Genomic DNA, 25,702 nt, shown 5'->3' on the forward strand with positions numbered 1-25,702 from the left:
GGCGTATGCGCAACATCAAGGAGTCAGAGCGAAGCGCCGAAAATGAGGAAGCAAGCGTCCGTATTCATTAGTCTGAACTTGCTTTCAAAACAAAACACAAGGAGCGAACTGAATGTCGCTGGCGTTCGATCAATGGAGCCCCGACGACGACCCCGGTGAAGTGGTCGATGTCGGGGCTCCAGGCGGATGGGATGTCATCCGATCCAACTACACAGCGCCAAACACGCCATCTTTGCCGCTAGAACGCATCATTGAGATCGCCAAAGCTCACGGAGTGCAGTCAGTTGTCGTCGAGAAGCGATACATCGACAGCGACTGGCGAAGCGAGCACGCAAATTTTTATGGATCCACGTTCCGCCGTTATCCCTCGGTATGTCACCGCCTGCATTTCTTTGCTGCTCAGGTTCCACCGGACTTTAGTGACCTGGACAATCACGTCGAGGCTTACCGTGGATATTCAGTAATCCGGCCCTTGCCAGGAACCCCAGTGGGCCGGACCATGATCCAGGCTCCGCCGGAACTTAAGGCTGCCTCCGTCGCAGGAGTCCCCGAAAAGGTCAACCTCTTTGGCTTCGAACTGACAGTGACGGCAATGCCTTTCATCAGTCAAGACGCCCAATACTTACGCTGCGCCCACGCCTCAATTTGGATGGTTTTGCGCCATGCAAGTCTGCGTCACGGGTTGCCGAAGAGAACGCCTAGCGAGGTTCGGGATGCTGCCACCGGCGGTTTGGTGGTTGGACGTCAAATGCCCTCCGACGGGTTGTCTCCGTCGCAGATGCTCAACGCGCTGGATCGTCTTGGCCTTCCGACGGGAATGCTGGAGCCTGCAATCGATTCTGGGCCAAACGTGCGCCCAGCGGCCGGGAGCACAAGTTTGTACGGTGTCTTGTGCCGCTACGTGAACTCGGATTTGCCGCCAATAGTCGTCTCTAACTCCCACGCTTGGGTGGTCGTGGCTTGGGACCGCACTCCAAGTCGTGGACACGGTCGATTGACACTTTGGCGCCACGACGACGCACGCGGTCCTTACATACCCGTCGATGATCCTTGGAACGAGCCCGACCAGGCGCACCAACCATGGAAGTTCATCTTGACCCCTCTGATGCCGCGGATGAACATCGATGCCGAGCGCGCAGAGGCAACTGGTGCGGCATGGCTGGAATTGGCTACCAAACAGTGGTCTACAGGGCCGAATGGAGCACCTGGCCGGGCCGCCCAGGCGCTGGCTGCCGACGAGCTGGCCTACCAGACCTATGCCGTGGCCTCGAATGACTACAAGAAGCGGCTGCCTCTTCGGGGTCTCGACCCTGATCTCACGCTGCTTTATCGGACCACCCATATGTCGAAATACATTTGGGTCATCGAGGCGATCGACCGAACAGCAAGAAGAAACTCCCAACCCAGCGTTCTCGGCGAGATCATTTTGGATGCAACCCACGCATCGCCCGAGCGACTCGCGCTTACGGGCGTCCTGTGTGCGCATGTGGAGTCGATGGCCATAAGTCAGGCGTTCGATCACGAGACCATTCGGCAGGTTAAGATCTCCTCCGTCGCTCCGTACCTCAGTGATCGGGATGCACGCTCAACAACGGGCGAATAATTCAGGGGCTCATCCCCACGCTAAGTCTGATCGACTGGTTCCGTGCATGGGTCCTTATCAGAGAGGCCTCTTCGCTCCAGTCGCGCTCGTTCGGCGGAAATGTGTCGGTGGACGGTCGGTCGCCCTCCCCTGTCCGCCGCCCCAGTCATTGCCTCGTAGATGCAGCCCGGTTCACACCCCCGAGTATCCAAGTCGACGGTACCGCTGGCGAAATGGAAAGTTTGCGCCCCAATATCGCCGACTCCGGCTGGGGCGACAATCATGCGCAGAGCAGCCAGAACCTGCTGCGCAGACGCTGCCGCCGAAAACGCAAACACATTTTCATTTCGCTTCAATGGACTGCTGTCGAGCAGCTGATCAAGATAGCTGGGGTCAGCGAGCAGCCCATCCCGGTCTGCTTGGACCAATCCCGAATCAAATTGCCCCAAGCACTCCAAACACCGGCGACCTGGAGCAGCCACATGCGCCCGCCACTCGGCACCTCGCATCATATTTCGTCCTGGACTCACGAGCACGCCACCGTCAATGACAGGGATCAGGTGCGCATATGCGAGGGCATTCAGCGCCGCCCGGCCGGCCGGCCGGTCAACGCAAGAGAAGATCAGATCACAGTCCTTGAGTAATTCGATTCCTCGAGCCTCGATTGCGCTGGCTTCACTCCATGCAACCCTAAAGTGCGGATTTGTCGCATGCTTAGCGGCGGCTGCCGCCGCCACCTCGGCTTTTGGTGCCGAGCGGCTGGCATGGTCTGCCGTGGCATTGAGGATCCGATCGAGGTTATGGTCCTCCACAGCGTCGTAATCAAGAATTACGAGATCACCGAAACCTGTGCGGGCAAGCGCCTCAACTATCTGGGAGCCTACGCTCCCAGCCCCAACGATTCCGACTCGCAACGAGCCGATAATCTGCTGGACGCCGGTCCCCCAAGAATCAATCGTGCGTCGTTGGTACCGCTGCGAATACTTCTCGGTGCCCCGCGGCAATGAAACCTCTAAGCGATCCCCGATCACGCGGACATTGTCCGCCCACCGTGGCTCCCAGCGACGCTTTTCAGTGCGTCGCCAGATCCTTGCACTGTACTTCTTGTTGCCCCCGGCGAGAGTCAAGCCAACCAGAGGCTGACCCGTAAGCGCTAGGGCCTGTGCAGCATGCCCAGCCTCCGCATTGAAGTCATCGTCACTCAATTTCGGCCAACTACTGGCCTTCGGATGGGAATGTATCAGGGCAATTCCACCGCCGAGCTCTGCGGCAACGTCACAAGCACGCAGAAAATATTGAGACTCAAAGGAAACATTTCCGTGCACATGACGATCACCGGCCTGAGGCAGAACGAGGTCAGTGAGGATAGCCGTCTGACGTTTAGCGCCTACAGAGGGCCTCCAGACGGCGAACGTCAGATCCTCGTCGCCGTCATCACGGATGAGATGGTCAAGAAGCGCTGTATGAACAGTCGCACCGAACGCTGCACTAAAGCTATCCACCAGTCACCTGCGCAAAGAGGCTTCTAACATGCCGGACCCATGACTTGACTGAACGGTCCGCCGGCCAGGACTGAATGGGCCTGCTCCAATAGACCCAATCAGGGCCGAGCGGTGAAGCATGAACTGCACCGGCCGGATGGGTGGTCGCCGGGCTGACATGCGGGCCGGGAGGCGGCGTGTCAGGGAAGTCCGCCGGAACCTGAGCGGCGATTCGCCGACTTTCGCCAGCATGCCCACCAGCATGTATCGGCAACTCGAAGAAAACCCAGTCCGCGTCAACCCGAATATCCGCCAACCCGATAGCTTCTGCCTGTCGGGCAAATTCCTCCTGCCCACTCATGAGGTCGGGGTGGGGCCGGTGGAGAGGCTGATAAACACCTGGTTGTTGTGGACCCGGATGGCCCTGTCACCCGCGCCTTGGTACGAATTCTGGTGCCGTCCTTGTACTTCAACCAGGTAGTGGCTCGCTGGATCAAGGCCCACAAGGCCAAGAATTTCGTTCGGAGTAGTCTCCCCGTCTGGGAGAAGAGTCTCCTCGCCGTCAATAGTGACCTGAACCTGCTTCTGCCGCCGCGCGTTTGGACTCTGTCCCTGCAGTGAAGTTTCCAACACATCTCCATTTCAATTGGCCATATTTTGGCCTTGCTCATAATTCTAAGCATTGCTCATAACGGCTGTCAACATGGCTTCGTCAGCCGTTGTCTTTCAGCAACGGCCAACAGTCGCGGGGGTGTCAGCGTCAGCGACAAGGTACGCTCCAAGAGCCTGACGAGCGCATCGTCGTCAGCTCTGAATCAGCGGAGGCTGGCAATCGTGGACTCTTGACCGGTGGGAGCCGCGGCCCCGCAGTTCCCGCCTTCAAGGGCTCGGCCGCCAACGCCGCTCTAAACGATCAGTCTTAAGCCGTCCGCTTCCATCTAAGTTGGCTCAGAATCCGATCCGCTGGCGTCGAATCTAGCCGCTCCAAGGAATGCTGACTGCGCAGCCAGTCCGTTCATCCTTTCCATCTCGTGGACGCGTTGTTGCGCCCGGTAATGACGCAGACGTCAGAATGCGTCAGCAAGAGCGACCACGCGGCAAGTTAGGTAGAAGGGCATCTGATCTGCGTTTCGCCATGCGAATCGCTCTCAACGCCGATAACAGCGCATACGTCATGTGAAACCTGCTCTGCGTTTAGAGGCGACGGCCGCGCTTCTGTTAGGCGGAGCAATTATCCAGACCGCACCGGTTACAACCCACCTCTCCCACCGTCCCACCTAACCCCGCATATCGTGGACTCCAACGAACCCTCCCCGTACAGGACCAAAAGGAGAACCATGCGCCAGCGCCTCGCCATCCTCGATGACTACCAGGGTGTCGCCTACGACTATGCCCCTTGGGACCAACTCGCCGCCGACGGAATCGACGTCGCCGTCTTCAGTGAGCCTTTTCAGGACGAAGAGGACCTAGTCCAGGCGCTGCGCGAGTTCAGCATCGTCGTGGCAATGCGCGAACGCACCGCCTTCACGGCCGCCCGGCTCCACCAGTTGCCCAAGCTGAAGCTGCTGGTCACCACCGGAATGGCCAACTCGTCGATCGACATCGAAACCGCCCACGAACTGGGCATCACGGTCTGCGGCACCGGCGGGTCCGCAGCAGCCGCACCCGAAATGACATGGGCGCTCTTGCTGGCTGCCGCGCGAAACCTGCAATTCGAGGGCAATGCCATGCGCAACGGTCGCCTTCAAAGCACTGTCGGGTTTGAACTGGCCGGCAAGACCCTCGGCGTGCTGGGCCTGGGCAAGATCGGCACCAAGATCGCCGGCTACGCTCAGGCGTTCGGCATGAACGTGATCGCCTGGAGCCCCAACCTGCGCGAGGAAACCGCGGCTGCCGTCGGCGTCCGAAAGGTGAGCAAAGAAGCGCTGTTCCGGGAGGCCGACGTCGTCAGCGTCCACGTGCGGCTCTCCGACCGCTCGCGCGGGGTCGTTGGCGAGGAGGAACTCCGGCTGCTCGGGCCGGACGGCATCCTGGTCAACACGGCCCGCGGTCCCCTCGTGGACGAGGACGCGCTGCTGCGCGGACTGAACGAAGGCTGGCTGGGCGGCGCTGCGCTGGACGTGTACGACGTCGAGCCCCTCCCCGCGGACCATCCACTCCTCGACGCCCCGCGCACCGTATTGACCCCGCACCTCGGGTACGTCACTGCCGAAAGCTACACCTGCTACTACGGCGAGGCCTTCGAAGACGTCCGCGCATGGGCGCAGGGCAAGCCGGTGCGGGTGCTTTGAATGCTTGCGCTGTGGCTGCCGCGGGCGCCCCAGCAGGTGCCGTTCGGCCTGCCGGGCGGGCCGAAAATCGGGTTCTGTAAGATGGGCGTGTGGCGACGCATTTCAAGGGTAAACCGGCCGAAGAGGCCGCACTGGATGTCTTCGTCAAGCTCGTCCGCGCAGCCGCGGCTGTTGAGTCCCGCAGCGGCCGGCTGATAGCCGAAGCCGGGCTGACTGCAACCCAGTTCGGCGCGCTGGAGACGCTGTTCCACCTCGGACCAATGACTGCGGGCAGGCTGGCGAGGAAGCACCTGAAAACCCCGAACAACTTCACGCTGGTCCTGGGCAACCTGGAAAAGCTCGGCTTGGTGCGCCGTGAACGCGATCTAAGCGACAAGCGCGTGGTCCGCGTGAGTTTGACCCCGGCGGGCCAGCGGAGGGTCGAGGAGATCATGCCGGGCTATGTCGAGCACCTCGTCGGAGATTTCAGTGTGCTGACGCGCGAGGAGCAGGCCACACTCGCCGAATTGCTGCGTCGGCTGGGGAGATCTGCCCGCGGGATCTGAGAGGGCGATAGGAACTACAGGGTTGCGGGATCGGTGTTTGCCCCGCAAAGCACGACGGCGACAGTCTCGCCGTCGGCGGGGCGGTAAGCGCCGGACAGCAAGGCCGCATAGGCAGCCGCGGCACCGTGTTCCACGACGATCCGGTGGCTCTCCCACAGCCTGGACCGCGCGTCGATGATGTCATCGTCGCTGACCAGGACGCTCTGCACGCCGGTGCGGCGGGCAACATCGAAACCGATATCACCGATCCGGCGCGCTCCGAGGGAGTCCGCCGCGATTCCGGACACCGAAACGTCCACGGGCCGGCCGGCGGCCAGTGCCTCGTGCAGGGTCGGTACTGTTTCGGGTTCCACCCCCACCACCCGGGCACGTCCCTCGACGGCGGCCGCGATTCCGCCGATCAGCCCTCCGCCGCCAACCGCCACGAGGATCGTGTCGACGTCGGGCAGTTCGTCCAGTAACTCAAGCCCCACCCCGCCTGCGCCGGCCACGATTTCGGGCTGGTCATAGGCATGGCAGAGGACGGCACCGCTGGATGCCGCGAAGTCGACGGCGGCGGTATAGGACTCTGCGTATTCCGTGCCGTGCTGCACCACGGTGGCACCGATGGCGTGGAGTTTCTTCACCTTGTTGGCAGGGGCGGTCTCGGGCACGAAGACAGTGGCGGGCACACCGAGCCGGGCCGCCGCGTAGGCGTTGGCCAGTCCCGCATTTCCGCCCGAGGCGATCACGATCCCGGCGGCCTCCGACAGTTCGCCGGCTTCGCGCGCCGTCAGCAGCCGGTTGAATGCCCCGCGCGCCTTGAAGGAGCCGGTGTGCTGCATGAACTCGCACTTGAACCAGAGCGTGTAGGGCAGGCCTTCTCCTGCAGCGGCCAGCGGGGTGCGGCGGATGAGGCCATCTGTCCTTGCATAGGCTGCCTCGACGTCAGCGCGAGTGATCATTTCTGCACCTTTCCTCGTCGCCCATCCTACGGACTGCCGACCAGGTGGAACGTGGCCGCTGCTGTTCAGGCGTCCGGGAGGCGCAACTGGGCGTTTGTCGCGTCCTGAAATGCAGCAGCTACACCCTCCGCACCAAGCGAAACCGAAGCAAGCGCCTCACGCACTTCATCAAGCCACGCCTCGGACCGCGTACCGGTCCCCAATGACAGCGCGGCCGTAAGGTCCGCCCGGGCCGCATCGTGCCGGCCCAGGGCTCGCGCGGCAATTCCCCGGTGCCGGTGCGCCGCCGCCTGCCCGTTGGGAAATTCGCCGGGCGTGCCCGTGCGCAGCGCATCGGACGCGGCGGCCAGCGCGTCCTCGTACCGGCCGAGGCCCAGAAGCGTTGAGGCGATGATGGCGTGCGCGTTGGTCTCCGTCACCACCCGGATGTTCCGCGGAAGCAGCTCAACGGGCTGCTGCACAAAGCCCAGCAGCTCACGGTATTCGCTGATGGCGGCCGCCGGATCGCGCCGGCCGCGGATGTCCGCCCGGATGGAACGCGCCTGCAGCTGCCCTTCCACATCGCCGGCCAGGGCGAAATCGGCCGCCGCTGCATCCGCCCGCTGCGCCGCCACATCCAGCTCGCCGAGCTGCAGCGAACTCCACGCGAGATAAAAACCAGCCCAACCGCACTGCTGCGCATCCCCCGCCTGCCGCGCGGCAGCAAGGGCAGCCTCCGCCGTCGTCCGGGCCGCCGCCGGATCGAAGGACTCGGCGAGCTGCGCCCAGGCAAGGTACCCGAGGTGCCGCGCCTGCTGCAAAGGGTCCGCGATGGACGCCGCGGCCGCCGCCGAGGCCGAATACAGCTCATGCCAGCGGCCCCACGCGAGCCAGAGATCGGAGAACCAGTGCAGCGAGTCCGCCACCGCAAGGACCGCGGCGTGATCCGCGCGGGCCGCGGCCGCCCGGTAGGCGGCAAACCAGTGCTCGGCCTCGGCGATCAGCCAGCGGCGCGCCGCCTCATCGGACGGGAACCCATCAGTCGGGAACGCGCCCGACGGCGGGCCGGGCCGCCGCGGCTCGAAGCGGGAACCAGCCGCGATGGTCGTCTGGAGCAGCCATTCGCGGAGGTGCCGGCGGTGTTCGGCGATCACTTCGGACGTCTCCTCTGAACGGAGCCGCGAGGCGGCATAGAGCCTCAGGAGATCGTGCAGGCGGTGGTGATCGCCATGCAGCGCTTCCACCAGGCCCAGGCCCACCAGCCCGTCCAGCTGATCCTGCGCGTCCACCTCCCCGATCCCGACGACGGCGCCCGCCACCCGCGCGCCGAACGAGCCACCGTCCAGCAACGAGAGCCGGCGGAACAGGGTTTGACCGGCTTCATCCAGCTGCCCGTAGGACAGCCCGAACGCGGATTCGACGGCGAGGTCCCCGGCCACCAGCCCGCCCAAGCGGCGCTCTTCGGTGCTCAGCCGCTGCACCAGGTCCTGCACCGTCCACCGCGGCCGGCTGGCCAGGCGGTTTCCGGCGATGCGGAGCGCGAGCGGGATGTCATCGCAGTAGCGGGCCAGTTCCTCAAGGCCCCCGGCATCTCCAGGTCCGGCATCCCGCTGTGCCGGCGGCACAATCCGCTCCAGCAGTGCCACGCTTTCGGCCCGGGGCAGGTGCCCGATGGTGAGCCGGCGCGCCCCCTCCAGTCCCGCCAGTTCGCGGCGCGAGGTAACCACCACGGCGCCCTGCCAGCCCGGCGAGAGCACCGGCCGGATCTGCGCCTCATTCGCGGCGTCGTCAAGGAGAACCGCGGCGGGCGTTGCGGCAATCGCCGACCTCCAGGCCGCGGCGGCCTCGCCCAGCGAACGTGGCACATCGGCGTCCCCGGTGAGCTGCCGCAAGAGGGACTGAAGCACCTGCAGCGGAGTCAGGGGAACGACGTCGAGCCCTCCCAAATCGACGAAAAGCCGCCTCGGCTTCGCGGGGGCGCAACGGTGCAGGGCTTCGATGGCGATCGACGTCTTGCCCACGCCCGGCGCACCGCAGAGCACAACCGGCGCGGCGGTACTGCGGGCGGCCCCGCCAGCCATCAGATGAGCTACGACGGCGACGATCTCGGCGTCGCGGCCCGTAAAGTCCGCGAGCCGGTGCGGCTCTGGATCCACGGCCGGCTCGTCCTGGGACGCCGGCCGCCGTCCGGCCCGTGCAGCCTCGAGCAGCTGCTCCCGCGCAGTTCCCTGCAGGCCGAGCGCATCGGCGAGGGCCAGCATGGTGCGGTGTTGCGGGCCGCGGCTCACCCCGCGCTCAATGTCGCTGATGGTGCGGTCGCTGACCCCTGATCGCTCGGAGAGGGCCTCGAGCGTCAAATCTCCGGCCCGGCGGTGCTTCCGCAGCAGTGCGCCGAGGTCCCCCGCAGGGCTCATGCGCGCCCAGGAATCATGCGCACGCGGGAACGCAGCCGCAGTTCTGCGTGGTTCCTTCGTGGTGCCGGGAGGGAAAGGTCAGGTCGAATGGAAGTCGTCACCACAATCCGAGGGTCCCAGCGCGGTGCCTCTCAGGCAAATCGCCATCAAGCCCCTGTGAAGGGACAAACCCGTAGAGGAAAGAGACGAGCCATGTCACAAACACCCACGATCGTGCTGGTACACGGCGCCTTCGCCGACGCCGCGAGCTGGGCGCCGGTCACGCGCCTGCTGCTGGACGAGGGTTTCACGGTCCTCGCACCGCCCGTGCCCAACCGCAGCCTTTCGGGCGACGCCGCATACATTCAGTCCTTCGTCCGGCAGATCGAAAGCCCCGTCCTGCTGGTGGGCCATTCCTACGGCGGGGCCGTGATCACCGTTGCGGGCACCGCGGAGAACGTTGTGGGGCTGGTTTACGTCTCCGGCTACGCCCTGGACGAGGGCGAAAGCCTGGCACAGCTGCAAGGCGGCTTTCCGGATTCCGCCCTCGCCGCGAACCTGGTGTACTCGCCGTATCCCGTGGAAGGCAGCGAGCCCGGTACTGACGTTTCGGTGGATATTGCCGCGTTCCCGGAGGTTTTCGCCGCGGGCGTGGATCCCGACGACGCCCGCGTGCTCGCCGTCTCGCAGCGGCCCCTTTCGGCGATCGCCTTCGGCGAACCGGCCTCCGCCGCTGCCTGGAAAACCCGCCCGTCCTGGGGAATCGTCTCCAGCGCGGACCGCACCATCAACCCCGATGTCGAACGGTTCGGCTACCATCGCGCCGGTCTGCGGGACGTCGTGGAGATCGACGCACCGCACCTGGTGATGCAGACCCATCCCGAGGACGTGGCTGCCGTAATCGCGACGGCTGCCGCCGAAGCCGGCTGACCGCCGTCGTCGTTTCCTGCCAAACCCACCGAACCGTTTCACCGAACGCTCCCACCGAAAGAGAGAGAACCATGCCCTTCATCACCACCACAGACGGCACCCGGATCTACTACACCGAGCAAGGACCGGCTATGGGCCGCCCGGTGGTCCTCAGCCACGGCTGGCCGCTCAGTTCAGACGCCTGGCAGGTGGAGCTGAAGCTGCTGGCCGACCACGGCTACCGCGCAATAGCGCACGACCGCCGCGGCCACGGCCGCTCATCGCAGCCCTGGACTGGCAACGACATGGACACCTACGCACTGGACCTCGCCGAACTGGTGGAGCAGCTGGACCTGCAGGACCTGGTGGTCATCGGCCACTCCACCGGCGGCGGCGAAGTGGTTCGCTACGCCGCGCAGCACGGCGAGGGCCGGGTGGCGAAGGTCATCACCGTTGGGGCCGTGCCGCCTGTCATGGTGCAGTCCGGGTCGAACCCGGAAGGCACCCCCATCGAGGCCTTCGACGGCATCCGGGAAAGCGTGCTGAAGGACCGCTCGCAGTTCTACCAGGACCTCACCGTGCCGTTCTTCGGTGCAAACCGCGAGGGCTCAACTGTGTCCCAGGGCGCACGGGACGACTTCTGGCGGCAGGGCATGCTCGCGGGCCTCCACGCAGCGTACGAATGTGTTGCCGCGTTCTCGGAAACGGACTTCACCAGCGATCTGCAGGCGCTTGATGTGCCCATCATGATTGCGCACGGCGACGACGACCAGATTGTGCCGATCAAAGCCGCCGCCCTCAAGAGCGCCGAGCTTGTGCGGTACGGCGAGTTGAAGGTCTATGCGGGTGCGCCGCACGGCATCTACGGTGATTACCAGAAGCAGTTGGGCGAAGACATCCTGGACTTCATCAAGAAGTAGGCCGCCGCGCACAAGGGTCCGTTGCTCCGTAACTGTCGTTTAGGACCCCCTGAACGACAGTTACGGAGCATTCAGCGTCTGGCCGGTCCCACTGGTTTTGTGTGTCAGTTGCCCTACTGTCCCGGGGCCCGGTAGGACGGCGTCTTCTTAGCGGCTTCGTCGATGTCTTCCACCGTGAGGAGCGGCTTCAGGCGGACATTGACGCTCCCCGACGAATTGATCAGCAGCGACAATGCCGCAGCACTGGCATCGTCCGGCGCCTCGAAAACGCCGAGGACATCGTAGTAACCGAATGCGTAGTAGTAGCTCTCCAGCGATCCTCCTACCGACGCCAGGGCCTCCGCCAGGGCCTCACGCGGCTTGGTGCCGCCCTCTTGCATGAGCCCCTTGATTCCCTGTCCCACGTATGTTGCTTCAAACAGATACTTCGGCATGGTCTTCCTCCCTACAAAACTTCCTTCGTTACCGCGATCGCGCATCACACGCTCATCCGGTGCCTCGCCATGAGAAGTTGCCCGGGCCCGGCGCCTCATTCAGTGAAACGGGGCGACTCGCCCCGTTAACGCAGAAGCTATTCCTCCGGCTAAGGGCAGTCAATATGCCTCCGTCGCCGCGCAGGCGGGGCTGTCCGTAAACGAAAAAGGCGTCCAGCACTGATGTGCTGGACGCCCTGTCTCGTGAGATGAATCGAAGCCGAAAGTTACAGCCACTGCTCCCACACAGTCAGCTGCAGCCTCACCGCCTCCTCGCTCCAAAGCGAGTCGCCGACGTCGGCCACCTCCTCGCCCGCCCGGCTCACCTGGCGCTCCCGGCAGTTGCCGGGACCAGCTCCGGTGACCGGACCGGCGTCGCGAGCCCGAGGTTTTCGCGGAGGGTGCTGCCCGCATATTCCGTGGGGTAGACGCCGCGTTCCTGTAGTTCAGGGACGAGGTGGTTCACGATGTCGTCCAGGCCGCTCGGGATGATCCAGGGCGAGATGTTGAAGCCGTCCACGGCGCCAACGCGGGCGTACCCGGCCAGGGTGTCCGCCACGGAGCTGTAGGAGCCTGTGAAGGTGGAATCGATGCGGGCGGTCCGGGAGCTCACGAACTGCCGGATGGACCAGCCGTTTTCCTTGGCCTCGGACCGCCATTGCGCGGCGAGCTCGTGGGCCTTGGCTCCGTGGAAGCCGCTGCCACGGGTCTCGGAGGTGGTGTCCACTACCGGATCGATGTCCGGCAGCGGGCCGTCCGGGTCGAAGGAGGAGAGCTCGCGTCCCCAGAACTGTTCCAGGTACGCGATGGCCTGCTGCGGGCCGATCTGCAGGCTGCGCACCCACTCCTTCTTCTCCCTGGCTTCCTCGTCGGTGGCGCCCAGGATGAATTCGCTGGCCGGCATGATCTGGACCTCGTTGGCGCCCCGGCCCGCGGCAAGAGTGCGGGCCACGATGTCCTCGCGGAACTTCACGGCGGCCTCGAACTTCGGGTGTGCCGAGAAGATGACATCAGCCTGGCGCGCCGCGAAATCCCTGCCATCCGGTGAATCGCCGGCTTGGAACAGCACCGGCCGGTACTGGGCGCTGCGCGGCAGACCCGGCGTCACGTCCACGGTGTAATGCTGCCCCTCGTGGAGCACGCGATCCCACGAGGCTCCGTTCCCCAACTGCCCGTTCCAGGAGTCCCAGATGCGCTTGGCCGTCTGCACGAAGGCCTCGGCGTGGACGTAGCGGTCCGCGTGGTCCAGGTAGCCTCCGCGGCGGAAGTTGGCTCCGGTCCAGGCGTTGTCCGTGGTGACCACGTTCCAGGCGGCGCGGCCGCCGGAGAGCAGGTCCAGGGAGGCGAGGCGGTGGGCGAGGTCCGCGGGGTCGTTGTAGGTGGTGTTCTGCGTGGCCACCAGGCCGATGTTCCGGGTTACCGATGCCAGTGCCGCGAGCATGGTCTGCGCGTCGGGGCGGCCCGCCACGTCCAGGGCGTGCGGCCGGCCAAGGTGCTCGCGCAGGCGCAGGCCTTCACCAAGGAAGAAGGCTGCGAACAGGCCGCGTTCGGCGGTCTGGGCGATCCGGCGGAAGGACTCGAAGTCCGTCTGTGAACCTGCCTCCGCCGCCTTCCAGATGGTGCCGGAATTGACCCCTTGGAAGAAGACACCGAACTGGATCTTGCCGGAGGGCTGGAATTTAGCACGGGCGTGCTGCTCTGATATTTCCTGGCTCATGCCGATTCCCCGATCGTGGCGGTCTGGTGGGCTGTGGTGTAGCGGTTTTCCGGCCGTTCCAGGCCGAGCAGTTCCCGGAAAGTCGCCCCGGCGACGACCGGCCGCAGCACTCCGTGGCGGCGGAGCTCCGGAAGCACCAGCTGGCCCAGTTCCTCGAGCTCAACGTCCAGCACCGCCGGGTGCAGCCGCACGCCGTCGGCGGCCTCAAGCAGCTCCGCGAGGAACTCCGCCAGCCCCGCGGCGGTTCCCACGAAACGCGCCCGCGGGCTCTCCCACGCCGTGAAGGCGTCCAGCTCGGCGAGCCGCGCGTCGGCGGACTGCCCGCGGGAGTCCAGGACGACGTCGAGCTCCGCGATGACCGCCGGGCCGCCCCCATGACCGGCCCGGTGGCCACGCACCTCGTCTACCAGCAGTTCCGGCGTCGGGGCCGAGACCAGCACCGCGTCCACCTCGGCCGGCCTCAGCGGACCGTCCACGGACACCACCGACGCCGGCGCCAGCACGGGCAACTGCCCCTGCAGCGGGCGCGGAATGATGGACGGCCCCTTCACGGCGTAGGCCTCCCCGGGGAACCCGGCCGGCGTCTCGAAGTCGGCGTAGTGCAGCTTGTCGACGTCCAGGTAACGGCCGCTGGGGACGTCGCGGATCACGGCGTCGTCCTCCCAGGAATCCCAGAGCCGGCGGCCCACCTCCACGGACGCGGCCGCCTCATGCGCCAGGGCGCCTTCCGAAGCAGCAGTGCGCCCGACGGCGGCAGCCTCCCGGGCGTCTTCGCTCGCCTTGACGAGCCAGCCGCCGCGGCCCCCGGACACGTAGTCCAGGCTGGCAAGCTGGGTGGCGATGTGGAAGGGCTCGGTGTAGACGGTGTCCACCTCCGGAACCAGGGCAATGGAGCCGGTGACGGGCCCGGCGAAGGCCGCGCGCTGCAGGGCGTTCAGGCGGCCCGCAACATCGCTGCCATCCGGCAGCGGTCCGTCCGCGAAGGTCGCGACGTGGAAACCGGCGGACTCGGCCGCGAGGACGGTGTCCTTGATTCGCTCACCGTTCAGCAGTTCGTCCGGGGTGTGCCGGGCCTTGCGCCAAGCGGCGGGGTGGGCGCCGTCGCCGTCGAGCTCCAGCGCGAGGAACCCGGCGTTGGAAGAGAGAGTCACGAGGTCTGCCTTTCGTAAGGGATCTTTTCGCCGGCTTCGATGGCGACGGGCAGCCGGTTTTCGGCCGGCGGCAGGGGGCAGGTGGCCAGGTCGGTGTAGGCGCAGGGCAGGTTGACCGCCCGGTTGAAGTCGAGCAGCACGGACCCGTCCTCCCCAGGGGTCACTGTGAGGGAACGGTTGGCCGCGTAGGTGGTCTTGCCCGAGGTGGCGTCAGTGAAGAGGACCGAAAGGGTGCCCGGGGCGTGGCCGTTGAAGGCGGTCAGCGAAAGTTCCCGGCCGTCGAGGCTGAAGCGGATTTCGCCCGGCGCCTCGTAGACGTGCTGGATGCCCTCGACGGCGGCACCCACCGTGGTGGTGCGCGGCTCGGCGAACGGTACGTACGTTCCGGTGACGGCGAAGGCGGCGTCCGGCTCGTAGGCCGGCGTGCCGCGGTATTCGTTGAGCAGTGGGTTACGCGGGTCCCGCGGGCGGACAATGTATTCCCCGCCGCGCTTGGCCAGTTCGACGACGGTTTCCTGCGCAGCGCCGTCGGGTCCGGCGGTGTCGCCCGCCGCCAGGTTGATCCCGGCGCGTTCGGCGATGGGGCCGAAGCTGAGGCTGGCTCCGGTCTCGGTATTAAGTTCCCGGCCGTCCCGGCGCAGGCTTTCGCCCGCCTCCAGGACCACTGTGACGACATCGTTCGCCACGCTCCAGGTTCCCGGAACCCCGGCGAGTTGCCGCGGAGTGGCGGACAGCCAGTGCAGGTGGGAGACGGCGAGGAAGCCGTGCGGATCGGCGCGGTGGCGTTCGTGGGCGGCGTGCCATTCCTGCCACGCGGCGGTGAAGGACGGGTTGGTTTTCGGGGCGGAAAGAATGTCAGTGGGTGAGGGCATGGTTGCTCCTATGAATGGTGTGGTCTCGTTCGACGGCGGACGGTCGTTCTGGGTCAGGGTTTCGACGCGGCGGCCTGCGCGGCAGCCTGCGTTGCGGCGAAGTTTGCCTCCGTGACGGTCTTGGACTCCGGCAACGCTTCCTCGGAGAGGCCCCAGCGCTCCAGCACCTTGGCGTAGGAGCCGTCCTTGATGGCCGAGTTCAGTGCCGCGGTGATGGCCGGAGCCAGTCCGTTGCCTTTCAGGGTGGTGGCTGCCACGAGGGTTTCGGAGGGCCAGCCGGCGTTTACTTTGCCCACCACCTTCAGGTCGTTGCGGGTGTTTTTCCGGTACGTGGCGGAGGGGTACGGGCCGATATTCAGGTCTGTCCGGCCGGAGGATAGCGCCAGGATGGTGTCGGCCTCGGAGGAGTAATACTGCAGGGTTGCGGGCGCTTTTCCGCGCGCCTCGAGCTCCTTGTTCCAGGCCAGGAGGATCTTCTCCTGGTTGGTGCCGGAACCCACGGAGACCTTCAGGCCGGAGATGTCGTCCGCGCCCTTGATGTTGTAATTCGAGGACTTCTTGGCTTCGAAACCCATGAACGCCGCCCGGTAGCTGGCGAAGTCGAAGAGCTTCACGCGGTCCTTGTTGATGCCCACGTTGGAGAACACGGCTTCGACGTCCCCGGACTGGGTCTTCAGCGGCCAGTTCTCCCAGGAGGTCACCTGCACGTCGAGCTCCAGGCCCAGCTTGTCCGCCACGAGCTGGGCGATGTCCAGCTCGCTGCCGATCGGCGTCTTGTCATCGGTGGCGTGGAAGGACAGCGGGATGGAGCCGGCAGTGGTGGCGACGGTGAGCTTGCCGTCCTTGCCGATCAGCTGCGGCACCGCCGCCGCCGCAGCCGGGTCCTTCTGCACGCGGATGCGGTCCTGCTCCGGGGAGGTGTTGTAGACGACGCCGTTGCGTGCCGCCGCCGTCTGCGCACCGGAGGCGCCGCCGGCCGCCGTCGCTCCCGGATCGGAGCAGCCTGCCAGGACCGGAACGACGACGGCGGGCAGCACGGCGAGCGCCAGGAGTTTGGCTGTGCGGCGGGTGCGGGAGGTGGTGTGAAGCATGGAGTGGATCCTCAGATGTTGAAAGCCGGTTCGATGACTTTGGAGAAGAAGCTGCGGGTGCGGGGTTCGCGCGGGTTGGTGAAGATCTCCTGCGGGCTGCCTTGTTCCACGATCTGGCCCTCGTCCATGAAGACCACGGTGTCCGCGACGTCCCGGGCGAAGCCCATCTCGTGCGTGACGATGATCAGGGTGGTGCCCGAGGTAGCGAGTTCGCGGATCACGTCCAGGACCTCGTTGACCAGTTCCGGGTCCAGGGCCGAGGTGGGCTCGTCGAAGAGCAGGATCTTCGGGTTCAGGGCCAGGGCGCGGGCGATCGCCACGCGCTGCTGCTGGCCGCCGGAGAGCTGGCGCGGGTAGGCGCCGGCGCGGTCCTTGAGGCCCACGCGGTCCAGGAGTTCGAGCGCCCGTTTGCGGGCTTCTTCCTTGGACCTACGCAGTGCCTTTTCCGGACGCAGGGCGACGACGGGCGCCTCGGCCACGTTTTCCAGTGCGGTGAGGTGCGGGAACAGGTTGAAGTTCTGGAACACCATGCCAATGTCCGTGCGCTGCTTGAGGATGTCCTTCTCGCGCAGTTCGTGCAGCTTGTTGCCGCGCAGCTGGTAGCCCACCAGCTGGCCATCGATGGTGATGTAGCCGGCATCCACCTTTTCCAGGTGGTTGATGGTTCGCAGCAGGGTGGACTTCCCGGAGCCGGACGGGCCCAGGATCACCGCCACGCCGCCGGGTGGCACCGTCAGGGACACGCCCTTGAGGACTTCGGTGGCACCGAAACTCTTGCGGACATTGGTGATTTCCACGTGGCCGCGGCTGGCGACGGGAGCCGCGGGCGCCGTCGTCGGGCTCTCTGGAACAAAGGTGCTCATCGGGATTCCTTCACGGCGTGGGTGGCGAAGAAACGACGGACCTTCTGCAGCGGAGTCAGCGGCAGGTTCCGGACGGCGCCCTTCGAGTAGTGGCGCTCGATGTAGTACTGGAAGACGCTCAGCACCGAGGTGATCACCACGTACCAGAGCGTGGCAACGAGCAGCAGCGGCAGCACCTGCTGGGTGCGGTTGTAGATGACCTGCACCGTGTAGAACAGCTCCGAGTAGGCCAGCACGTAGACGATCGAGGTGCCCTTGACCAGGCCGATGATCTCGTTGAACGCCGTGGGCAGGATGGCCCGCATAGCCTGCGGCAGCACGATCCGGGTGGAACGTCGCCAGGCCGGGATGCCCAGCGCGGCCGCAGCCTCAAGCTGGCCTTGGTCCACGGAGAGGATGCCGCCGCGGATGATCTCGGCCGAGTAGGCGGCCTGGTTGAGGGTCAGGCCCAACACAGCGGCGGCGAACTGGCTGATGAGCGTGGTGGTCTGGACTTCGAAGAAGCGCACGTCCGTGAACGGGATGCCGAGGCTGATCTTCTCGTACAGGTAGCCGAGGTTGTACCAAAGCAGCAGCTGGACCAGCAGCGGGGTGGAGCGGAAGATCCAGGAGAACGTCCAGGACACCCCCACCAGCAGCGGCGACGCGGAGAGCCGCATGAGCGCCAGCCCGAAGCCGAGCACGAAGCCGAGCGCCCCGGAGATTGCCGTGAGCTTGAGGGTTTCGATGAGCCCGTTCACCACGGACTGCGCGGTGAACCACTGCGCCACCACGCCCCACTCCCAGCGCGGGTTCGTGGCGAGGGACCACAGCACCGCGGCGAGGCCCAGGGCCACGATCACGGTGCCCACCCAGCGGCCGGGGTGCTTGGCCGGGACGAGCTTGTAGCCGGAATAGTCGACGGCGGTTGCTTCCGCCGCGGTGTTTGTTGGGGTGCTTGCCGGGGCACTCTCCGCGGCGCCGGCGGGCGCCGGCCTGCCTGCGGTCGACGGTGCGGACTGCGCCACCGTGGTTGCTGTAGAACTCATGCGCCACCTCGCTTCGGATTGGGTGTTGGCTATCGGATGGCTGCAAATCTAGGGGTGCCCCGGAAGGGGCTGCAAGGCGGCTTTTTGCACTTCTTCACCGGGATTCACCGGGCTTCACGGCCTGTCACAGAGCGCCATATGAATGCCGTTCATTGCGCCTTTTGACGCCTCTTTGACGCGCCGTGACGCGCGGTGACCGGGCATGACCAGCTCCTCGACCGGGGCCGTGGATGGTCCCTAGGCTCAGGTTCTACCCGGCCCGTTCCGCCGGCCTTCCACCGTTTCCCGATCACCCTTTCCCGACAGGAGTGTGCACATGCCCGCAGACATCCCCGCGATCGTCTTCATCGGCGGCGGACCGCGCACCGCGGGCGTGCTGGAACGGCTGGCCGCCAACCGGCCGGCGCTCTTTGCCGGCCGGTTGGACATCCACGTGGTGGAGCCGCACGAGCCCGGCTCCGGGAGGATCTGGCGCTATGACCAGGCCCCGGGGCTGCTGCTCAACTCCATGGCCGGCGACATCACGATGTTCACGGACGGCTCGGTGCTGTGCGAAGGTCCGGCCGCCGACGGCCCCGGGCTGGCGGGCTGGGCCGCCGGGGTCCTGGACGGGTCCATCCGCGACGTGCCCGCCTTCGAACCGCACATCCTGGAGCAGCTGCGCGCTCTGACGCCGGCCACCTTCCCCACCCGGCAGCTGCAGAGCAAATACCTGGAGTGGTTCTTCCGCCGGGCCGTCGCGGCGCTCGGCTCCCCAAGCAACGGTGCCGGCGCCACGGTGACCGTCCACCGGGACACCGCCACCGGCGTCGAACCCGTCGCTCCGGATCCCGACGGCGGATCCCCCGACGGCGGCGCGGGGCACCGGGTGCGGCTTGCCTCAGGTGCCGTCCTGGAAGCGGATCTGGTGATCTATTCGCTCGGCCACACCGACTCGCGGCAGGACGCCGAAACCGCGCGCCTGACGGACTTCGCGGCCCGGCACGGCGGTTTCCATGCCGCGCCGTCCTACACCACCGACGTCGACTACTCCCCCATCGCTCCCGGACAGGACGTGATCGTGTCCGGGATGGGCCTGGCCTTCGTGGACCTGCTGGTGCTCCTGTTCGAGGGGCGCGGCGGCCGCTTCGAGGAGGGGGCCGACGGCGGGCTGCGCTATGTGCCCTCCGGCGCCGAGCCGCGGGTCTGGGCCGGTTCGCGGCGCGGGGTGCCGTTCCACTCCAAGATCTCCTCGACCTTCCGCGGCGAAGCGACCGGTGCGCCGCGCTACTTCACGGCCGACGCCGTCGGCGCCCTCTTGGACGAGCACGCGGAACTGGATTTCCGCACCCAGCTCTGGCCGCTGATCGCCAAGGACGCCGGGCACGCCTACTACCGCGAGCTCTTTAGCTACCCGGAACGCGTGAACGGCAACTGGGCGGAGTTCGAGGCGCCCTTCGACGCCCTGGACTGGTACAGCAGGGAGCGCGAGGAGCTGGTGACGCAGTCCGTGCCGGAGGCCGCGTTCCGGCTGGACCTCGAGGCGCTGGACCGGCCCTTCAGCGGATGCGCCTTCGCGGACCACGCCGCCATGCAGTCGGCAGTGGCGGGCTACATCCGCCGGGACCTCGAGCTGCGGGACGGCCCGGACCATTCGGAGACGCTCGCCCTGTTCATGGCGCTGCTCAAGGTGTACATGGACCTGGGACGGCTCATCCCGCAGGAACGGCTGAACTCCCGCTCGCAGCAGGCAGTGCACGGCTGGTGGCACGGGTTCTTCAGCTACGTGGATTCCGGCCCGCCGCCGCACCGGCTGCGCGAAATGCTCGCCCTGCACGATGCCGGGCTGCTGCACTTCCTCGGCCCCGGCATGTGGGTGCGCCCGGATGAGGCCTCCGGGCGTTTCGTGGCCGGTTCCTTCCAGTCGCCCGTGCTGGTGGACGCCGCGGCGTACATCGAGGCGCGGCTGCCGTCGCCGTCGGTGGAGCGTTCGGCGAACCCGGCGCTTGCGGATCTGCACGACGCCTGCCGCGGCACCGAACAGCGCCTGCTCACCGCGGACGGACCGCACTCCACCGGCAAGCTGCTGGTGTCCGGTGCGCACGAGGTCCTCGCGCCGACGGGCGGTCCGCAGCCCGGACTGTTCGCGATCGGCCCGTGGACCTCCGGCTGGGGCGCCGGCGCGTTCGCCCGGCCAAACACGAACGCCGCGCCGTTCCGGGAGAATGATGCCTTGGCACGGACCATCCTCGGACGCCTCGCGGCCCGCGTTCTTGTCCACAACTGACACTTCCCGCACGAAAGGAAGCCATGACCACAACGCCAACCCGGCCGACGTCGGGCGTGAAGGTCCTCAGCCTGCCCATGCACGATCCCCGGGTCAAACCGCTGTTGGACGAGCTCGCCGTCGAATACTCCACCCGTTATGGGAATCTGTTCGGCAACGTCCAGGACGAGCTGCGGCGCTACCCCGCCGAGGAATTCGCCGCGCCGCACGGTGCCCTGCTGATCCTCCAGGAGAACGGTGAATCGGTGGCCGGCGGGGCTTTCCGCCGCTATGACCCCCACACGGCGGAGCTCAAGCGGATCTGGACGCATTCGGCGCACCGCCGTCGCGGGCTGGCCCGACTGGTCCTCGCCGAGCTGGAGGCCGAGGCCGCCCGCCGCGGCTACCGCAGGATCTACCTGACCACCGGTCCGCGGCAGCCCGAGGCCAAAAACCTCTACCTCGCCTCGGGTTACACCGCGCAGTTCGACCTCGACGCCGACCCCGAGGAAATCAAGCACCTCGCGTTTGTGAAGAGGCTGGGTTAGCGGTTCGGCTAGGGCCGTTGTCTCGCTGTGCATTCTGTGCCAGCCTCTTAGTGATCCCGCCGCCGGGACGACGGCGGGGCGTACGGGAAGGGGCACAGCATGGGACTCATCCACATCGACTTGTTCACCACGCTCGATGGCGTCGCGCAGGCGCCCGGCGGGCCGGAGGAGGACACCGACAACGACTTCGCCTTCGGCGGCTGGCAGGCGCCGCTCATCGACGATGTGGTCGGCGAACAGATCACTTCCGGGATGGAAGGGATGGACGCGCTGCTACTGGGCCGCAAGACCTACGACATCTTCGCCGGGTACTGGCCGCACCAGGACGGATTCATCGCGGACCTGTTCAACCGCATCCCGAAATACGTGGCCTCACGGCAGGACCAGGAGCTCGAATGGGCCGGGTCCTCGCAGCTCGGTACCGATGTTGCAGCCGCTGTGAATGGACTGCGGGAGCGGCACGAGAACGTCCACGTCATCGGCAGCCTCGACTTCGTCCAGACCCTGCTTGCCGAAAAACTCTTCGACCGGCTCAACCTCTGGGTGTACCCGATCCTGCTCGGCGGCGGAAAGAAGGTCTTCGCCGGCGGGGTGGTGCCGACGAACCTCAAACTCATCGAGCCGGTGGTCGCCTCGCCGAACGGAGCGGTAATGCAGCGCTACGAGCTGGTCGAGGGGACGCCCGGCGTCGGAGATATGTCGGAGGTGGTTTAGGGCGTTTCGGCGCTCCGGACCTATCTGAAGGCCGCGAACACCAGCACAATTCCCAGAACGCCCATGACCATGTACATGAAGCCCATGAACCTGATCGTCGGAACGTCGGCAATGGTGAAGCCTTCGGGCGGTATTCCTTTGCTCTCTTTGTACATGCGGGACCAGGCTGTCGCCGCGCCGTTGATATCCCTGAAGATGCACAAGCCGAAAAGGAATATCGAGAGTGCGGCGGCAACGAAATCCAGCAGCAGGAGCCATTCGGGAGCTTTCAGCGCGGCAATCGCGGGGCTGAGCAGAAAGAACATGAAGAGGCTCCACCTACTCCATCCCCGATACCTCCCGCGCCGCGGCCTCGATCCGGGCACGGTGCAATGCCCATTCCTCGGCGCTGCGCCCGCTCAGGTTCGGGTCGTTTGGCCCCTTGCCAGCGGTGCCGTCGATCAGTTCGCGCAGGATGTCCGCATGCCCAAGATGCTGGGCGGTTTCCGAGATCATGTGGATGAGGATCCGGTGCAGCGTGACGTTCCGTTTCTCTTCCGACCACCAGGGCACGACGCCGGGCGCGTCCAGCGGCAGCTCGTCGATGGTGGCATCGCTGTGCGCGGCGGAAAAATGGTGCAGTTCGACCACACTCTCCAGGCTCTCCTCCGCCGGGACCCACAGGTCAGCGTCGGGTTCGGCGTCGTCCGCCAGCCAGGGAAGTTCGCGCCCGCTGGGCCGGCCGAACACCGCGCCGAAGTAGTCCAGCTGCACACTGGCCACGTGCTTCACAAGGCCCAAAAGGTTGGTGCCGGTGGGCGTCATCGGCCTGCGGAGGTCGTACCCGTTCAGGCCGTCCAGCTTGGCCAGCAGCTCCACGCGCCGGGTGCTCAGGTAACGGTGCAGCGTCGCTTTCTCGTCCATGGCCGCACCATACCGCAGCCGGAGCTCACCCGGCCACGGTTCACCCGGCCACGGCCGCATCCGCGACCGCTTTATCCGCGACGTCCAGCGCGCGGTCGATCACGGCGAGCCCTTCGCGGAGCAGCTCGTCCGGGATGTTCAGCGGCGGGACCACGTGGATGCGGTTGAAGTTGGCGAACGGCAGCACGCCGCCGGCCTTGATTTCCGCGATCACGGCGTTCATCTCGGGGCTGGATCCCCCGTAGGCAGCCAAAGGTTCGCGGGTCTCGCGGTCCCGGACCAGTTCGATCGCCCAGAACACGCCGGAGCCGCGGACATCGCCCACGCTCGGGTGCTTGGCCTTCATCGCCTCCAGCGCGGGTCGGATGATCGCCTCGCCGAGCCTGCGGGCGTTCTCCACCATCCGTTCGTCGCGCATGGTTTCGATGGTCGCGACGGCGGCGGCGCAGGCGAGCGGGTGGCCGGAGTAGGTCAGGCCGCCCGGGTAGACACGGTGGCGGAAGGTGTCGAAGATTTCGTCCGAGATGACCACGCCGCCCAGCGGAACGTAGCCGGAGTTCACGCCCTTGGCGAAGGTCACGAGGTCCGGGGTGACGCCCCAGCGGTCGAACGCGAACCATTCGCCGGTGCGGCCGAAACCGGCCATGACCTCGTCGGCGATGAACATGATGCCGTACTTCCGGGTCAGTTCCCGCACGCCCTCCAGGTAGCCGACCGGCGGGGCGTAGATGCCGGCGGTGCCGGGCACGGATTCCAGGATCACGGCAGCCACGTTCACCGGCCCCTCCAGGACGATCATGTCCTCCAGGTGCTTCAGCGCCCGCTCGGTTTCCTCTGCCTCGGTGGTGGAACCGAAATAAGAGCGGTACAGGTAGGCGGGCAGGAAGTGGACCACGCCGGCGTCGCCCGTGTCGTTCGGGAACCGGCGCGGGTCGCCGGTGACGTTGACCGCCAGGTCCGTGCCGCCGTGGTAGCTGCGGTACGCAGCGAACACCTTGCGGCGGCCGGTGTGCAGGCGAGCCATGCGGATGGCGTGCTCGTTGGCGTCCGCGCCGCCGTTGGTGAAGAACACGTGGTTCAGGCCTTCCGGCGCCAGCCCGGTGATGAGCCGGGCGGCCTCGGAGCGGGCATCGTTGACGTGCTGCGGTGCCACGGTGCAAAGCTTGCCCGCTTGCGCGTGGATCGCGGCAACCACGCGCGGGTGCTGGTGACCGATATTGGTGTTGACCAGCTGGCTGGAAAGGTCGATGAACTTCCGCCCCTCGCCGTCCCACACCTCGGAACCGGAGGCCTTGAGGACTGTCATCGGATTGAGGGTGTCCTGGGCGGACCAGGAATGGAACACGTGTGCCCGGTCCAGTTCGTGGGCGCGGCGGCCGGCTTCGATTTCTTCGGCAGTGGGCGCGGCGGTCTCCGCGCCGGGAAGCGTCTCGATGCTCATGGGGTGACCCCTTTCTGATTCAGGAGTTGGTGGGGAAGCCGAGGTTCAGGCCGCCGTGGCTGGGATCCAGCCAGCGGGAGGTGACCACCTTGCCGCGGGTGAAGAAGTGCACTCCCTCGCTGCCGTAGGCGTGGGTGTCCCCGAAGAGGGAATTCTTCCAGCCGCCAAAGGAGTAGTAGGCCATGGGCACGGGGATGGGCACGTTGATGCCGATCATGCCCACGGTGACCTCGTTCTCGAAGCGGCGGGCGGCGCCGCCGTCGTTGGTGAAGATGGCCGTGCCGTTGCCGTAGGGGTTGGAGTTGATCAGGCTCATGCCTTCGTCGAAGCCGTCCACGCGGACCACGGAGAGGACCGGGCCGAAGATCTCGTCCTGGTAGATGCTCATCTCCGGGGTGACGTTGTCGAAGAGGGTGGGGTTGAGGAAGAAGCCCTCGCCCTCGGCGTCCGGGCTCGGGTTGCGGCCGTCGACCACCACGGTGGCCCCGGACTCGATGCCGGCGTCGATGTACCCGGCCACCTTGTCCCGGTGCGCGGCGGTGATCAGGGGGCCCATGTCGCAGCCGCGGGTGCCGTCGCCGATGCGCAGCGTGTGGGTGCGTTCGGCGATCTTCGCCACCAGTTCGTCCGCGATGGAATCAACGGCAACCAGGGCCGAGATGGCCATGCAGCGCTCACCGGCGGCACCGAAACCGGCGTTGACGGCGGCGTCGGCGGCCAGGTCCAGGTCCGCATCCGGCAGCACAAGCATGTGGTTCTTGGCGCCGCCCAGGGCCTGGACGCGCTTGCCGGTGGCGGTGCCGCGCTCGTAGACGTACTTGGCGATGGGGGTTGATCCCACGAAGGAGACGCTGGCCACCTGCGGGGAGTCCAGGATGGCGTCCACGGATTCCTTGTCGCCGTGCACCACGTTGAAGACGCCATCGGGCAGGCCGGCTTCCTTCCAGAGGGCGGCCAGCCAGTTGGCAGCGGTGGGGTCCTTCTCGCTGGGCTTGAGGACGATCGTGTTGCCGGCCGCGAGCGCCACGGGGAAGAACCACATGGGCACCATGGCCGGGAAGTTGAAGGGAGAGATGATCGCGGCGACCCCGAGGGGCTGGCGGACGGAATGCACGTCCACCTTGGTAGAGGCGTTCTCCGTGTAGCCGCCCTTGATCAGGTGCGGGATGCCGCAGGCGAACTCCACGACTTCCTGGCCGCGGGCGATTTCGCCGAGGGCGTCGTCCAGGACCTTGCCGTGCTCGGCGGTGATGATCGCGGCAAGCTCACCCTTGCGGGCGTTAAGGAGCTCGCGGAAGGCGAAGAGGATCTGGACACGGCGGGCCAGGGAGGTGTCCCGCCAGCCGGGAAATGCGGCGGCCGCGGCGGCGATGCCCTCCTCGGTGGTCGCCTTGCTCGCCAGGGTGACGCGGGCGGTCACCTTTCCGGTGGCCGGGTTCGTCACCTCGCCGAAACGGGCGCCGTCGCCCGAGGTGGTGCTGCCGTTGATCCAGTGCTCGATGGTCTGCATGGGGTCCTTTCACGAAGTGTGCTCACTCCATGGTCGGCCCGGCAATCCGCACGCGCACCTGACATGTTGTACTGAATTTCGCCACCAGGAATACACTATGTC

General features: G+C 66.3%; 23 protein-coding genes. 9 read left to right on the forward strand and 14 right to left on the reverse strand.

Annotated features, from left to right (window positions below; all coding sequences use genetic code 11):
* Positions 1–112: 112 nt before the first annotated feature.
* A complete protein-coding gene (locus ACNQPB_RS13475) occupies positions 113–1,603 on the forward strand; it encodes a hypothetical protein (RefSeq protein ID WP_498752471.1) in 1,491 nt (496 codons plus the stop codon).
* 20 nt (positions 1,604–1,623) lie between these two features.
* Here the strand turns inward: ACNQPB_RS13475 and ACNQPB_RS13480 are convergent, their stop codons facing one another.
* Positions 1,624–2,613 carry a HesA/MoeB/ThiF family protein gene (locus tag ACNQPB_RS13480; protein ID WP_498752550.1) on the reverse strand — a complete coding sequence of 330 codons (990 nt, stop codon included), beginning with the start codon at positions 2,611–2,613 and terminating at the stop codon, positions 1,624–1,626.
* 138 nt (positions 2,614–2,751) lie between these two features.
* On the opposite strand from ACNQPB_RS13480, the gene ACNQPB_RS13485 reads away from it, so the two are divergent.
* The 3 genes from ACNQPB_RS13485 to ACNQPB_RS13495 all read left to right on the forward strand — a co-directional run bounded on the left by ACNQPB_RS13485 (position 2,752) and on the right by ACNQPB_RS13495 (position 5,899).
* A complete protein-coding gene (locus ACNQPB_RS13485) occupies positions 2,752–3,111 on the forward strand; it encodes a hypothetical protein (RefSeq protein WP_498752553.1) in 360 nt (119 codons plus the stop codon).
* Positions 3,112–4,400: 1,289 nt separating this feature from the next.
* Entirely contained in the window at positions 4,401–5,354 is a 954-nt protein-coding gene (locus ACNQPB_RS13490; protein ID WP_498752473.1) for a D-2-hydroxyacid dehydrogenase family protein, read from the forward strand.
* Positions 5,355–5,443: 89 nt separating this feature from the next.
* Positions 5,444–5,899: a MarR family winged helix-turn-helix transcriptional regulator gene (locus ACNQPB_RS13495; RefSeq protein ID WP_498752475.1), complete on the forward strand. Its 456-nt coding sequence runs from the start codon at positions 5,444–5,446 to the stop codon at positions 5,897–5,899.
* 14 nt (positions 5,900–5,913) lie between these two features.
* Here ACNQPB_RS13495 and ACNQPB_RS13500 read toward each other — a convergent pair whose 3' ends face one another.
* Together ACNQPB_RS13500 and ACNQPB_RS13505 are read right to left on the reverse strand one after the other, a co-directional pair.
* Positions 5,914–6,843, reverse strand: coding sequence for a threonine/serine dehydratase (locus tag ACNQPB_RS13500; RefSeq protein WP_498752477.1), 930 nt, complete (start codon positions 6,841–6,843; stop codon positions 5,914–5,916).
* 65 nt (positions 6,844–6,908) lie between these two features.
* Positions 6,909–9,236 carry a helix-turn-helix domain-containing protein gene (locus tag ACNQPB_RS13505; protein WP_498752478.1) on the reverse strand — a complete coding sequence of 776 codons (2,328 nt, stop codon included), beginning with the start codon at positions 9,234–9,236 and terminating at the stop codon, positions 6,909–6,911.
* 192 nt (positions 9,237–9,428) lie between these two features.
* On the opposite strand from ACNQPB_RS13505, the gene ACNQPB_RS13510 reads away from it, so the two are divergent.
* Together ACNQPB_RS13510 and ACNQPB_RS13515 are read left to right on the forward strand one after the other, a co-directional pair.
* Positions 9,429–10,145 (forward strand): alpha/beta fold hydrolase, encoded by a 717-nt coding sequence (locus tag ACNQPB_RS13510; protein ID WP_498752480.1) that lies wholly within the window; start codon positions 9,429–9,431, stop codon positions 10,143–10,145.
* Positions 10,146–10,216: 71 nt separating this feature from the next.
* Positions 10,217–11,044: an alpha/beta fold hydrolase gene (locus ACNQPB_RS13515; RefSeq protein ID WP_498752482.1), complete on the forward strand. Its 828-nt coding sequence runs from the start codon at positions 10,217–10,219 to the stop codon at positions 11,042–11,044.
* Positions 11,045–11,157: 113 nt separating this feature from the next.
* Here ACNQPB_RS13515 and ACNQPB_RS13520 read toward each other — a convergent pair whose 3' ends face one another.
* From ACNQPB_RS13520 to ACNQPB_RS13550, 7 genes are all read right to left on the reverse strand, one after another.
* Positions 11,158–11,478, reverse strand: a complete 321-nt coding sequence (locus ACNQPB_RS13520; RefSeq protein ID WP_498752484.1) for a GYD domain-containing protein — start codon at positions 11,476–11,478, stop codon at positions 11,158–11,160.
* 361 nt (positions 11,479–11,839) lie between these two features.
* A complete protein-coding gene (locus ACNQPB_RS13525; RefSeq protein WP_498752486.1) occupies positions 11,840–13,234 on the reverse strand; it encodes an NtaA/DmoA family FMN-dependent monooxygenase in 1,395 nt (464 codons plus the stop codon).
* The gene (locus ACNQPB_RS13530; RefSeq protein WP_498752488.1) at positions 13,231–14,385 is read right to left on the reverse strand and encodes an LLM class flavin-dependent oxidoreductase; all 1,155 of its coding nucleotides are present in this window, start codon (positions 14,383–14,385) and stop codon (positions 13,231–13,233) included. Before ACNQPB_RS13530 ends, ACNQPB_RS13525 begins: the two co-directional genes overlap by 4 nt.
* Positions 14,382–15,257, reverse strand: coding sequence for a DUF1684 domain-containing protein (locus ACNQPB_RS13535; RefSeq protein WP_498752490.1), 876 nt, complete (start codon positions 15,255–15,257; stop codon positions 14,382–14,384). Before ACNQPB_RS13535 ends, ACNQPB_RS13530 begins: the two co-directional genes overlap by 4 nt.
* A gap of 53 nt (positions 15,258–15,310) precedes the next feature.
* Positions 15,311–16,348, reverse strand: a complete 1,038-nt coding sequence (locus ACNQPB_RS13540) for an ABC transporter substrate-binding protein (protein WP_498752492.1) — start codon at positions 16,346–16,348, stop codon at positions 15,311–15,313.
* Positions 16,349–16,359: 11 nt separating this feature from the next.
* Positions 16,360–17,211, reverse strand: coding sequence for an amino acid ABC transporter ATP-binding protein (locus tag ACNQPB_RS13545; RefSeq protein WP_498752494.1), 852 nt, complete (start codon positions 17,209–17,211; stop codon positions 16,360–16,362).
* A complete protein-coding gene (locus ACNQPB_RS13550; protein ID WP_498752496.1) occupies positions 17,208–18,239 on the reverse strand; it encodes an amino acid ABC transporter permease in 1,032 nt (343 codons plus the stop codon). Before ACNQPB_RS13550 ends, ACNQPB_RS13545 begins: the two co-directional genes overlap by 4 nt.
* Before the next feature lie 316 nt (positions 18,240–18,555).
* Between ACNQPB_RS13550 and ACNQPB_RS13555 the strand changes: the two genes are divergently transcribed.
* From ACNQPB_RS13555 to ACNQPB_RS13565, 3 genes are all read left to right on the forward strand, one after another.
* Entirely contained in the window at positions 18,556–20,505 is a 1,950-nt protein-coding gene (locus tag ACNQPB_RS13555; RefSeq protein WP_498752498.1) for an FAD/NAD(P)-binding protein, read from the forward strand.
* A gap of 23 nt (positions 20,506–20,528) precedes the next feature.
* Positions 20,529–21,032: a GNAT family N-acetyltransferase gene (locus ACNQPB_RS13560; RefSeq protein ID WP_498752500.1), complete on the forward strand. Its 504-nt coding sequence runs from the start codon at positions 20,529–20,531 to the stop codon at positions 21,030–21,032.
* A gap of 99 nt (positions 21,033–21,131) precedes the next feature.
* Entirely contained in the window at positions 21,132–21,746 is a 615-nt protein-coding gene (locus ACNQPB_RS13565; RefSeq protein ID WP_498752502.1) for a dihydrofolate reductase family protein, read from the forward strand.
* A gap of 20 nt (positions 21,747–21,766) precedes the next feature.
* On the opposite strand, the gene ACNQPB_RS13570 is transcribed toward ACNQPB_RS13565, so the two are convergent.
* The 4 genes from ACNQPB_RS13570 to ACNQPB_RS13585 are packed head-to-tail and all read right to left on the reverse strand — an operon-like array spanning position 21,767 to position 25,600.
* Positions 21,767–22,051, reverse strand: coding sequence for a hypothetical protein (locus ACNQPB_RS13570; protein ID WP_498752504.1), 285 nt, complete (start codon positions 22,049–22,051; stop codon positions 21,767–21,769).
* A 13-nt stretch (positions 22,052–22,064) separates the two neighbouring features.
* Positions 22,065–22,649: a DinB family protein gene (locus tag ACNQPB_RS13575; protein ID WP_498752506.1), complete on the reverse strand. Its 585-nt coding sequence runs from the start codon at positions 22,647–22,649 to the stop codon at positions 22,065–22,067.
* Between the two features lie 40 nt (positions 22,650–22,689).
* A complete protein-coding gene (locus ACNQPB_RS13580) occupies positions 22,690–24,090 on the reverse strand; it encodes an aspartate aminotransferase family protein (RefSeq protein ID WP_498752508.1) in 1,401 nt (466 codons plus the stop codon).
* A gap of 19 nt (positions 24,091–24,109) precedes the next feature.
* A complete protein-coding gene (locus ACNQPB_RS13585; protein WP_498752509.1) occupies positions 24,110–25,600 on the reverse strand; it encodes a CoA-acylating methylmalonate-semialdehyde dehydrogenase in 1,491 nt (496 codons plus the stop codon).
* Positions 25,601–25,702: the final 102 nt, after the last annotated feature.

The organism is Curtobacterium sp. LFS079, from assembly GCF_047977865.1.
Taxonomy (GTDB): Bacteria; Actinomycetota; Actinomycetes; order Actinomycetales; family Micrococcaceae; genus Arthrobacter.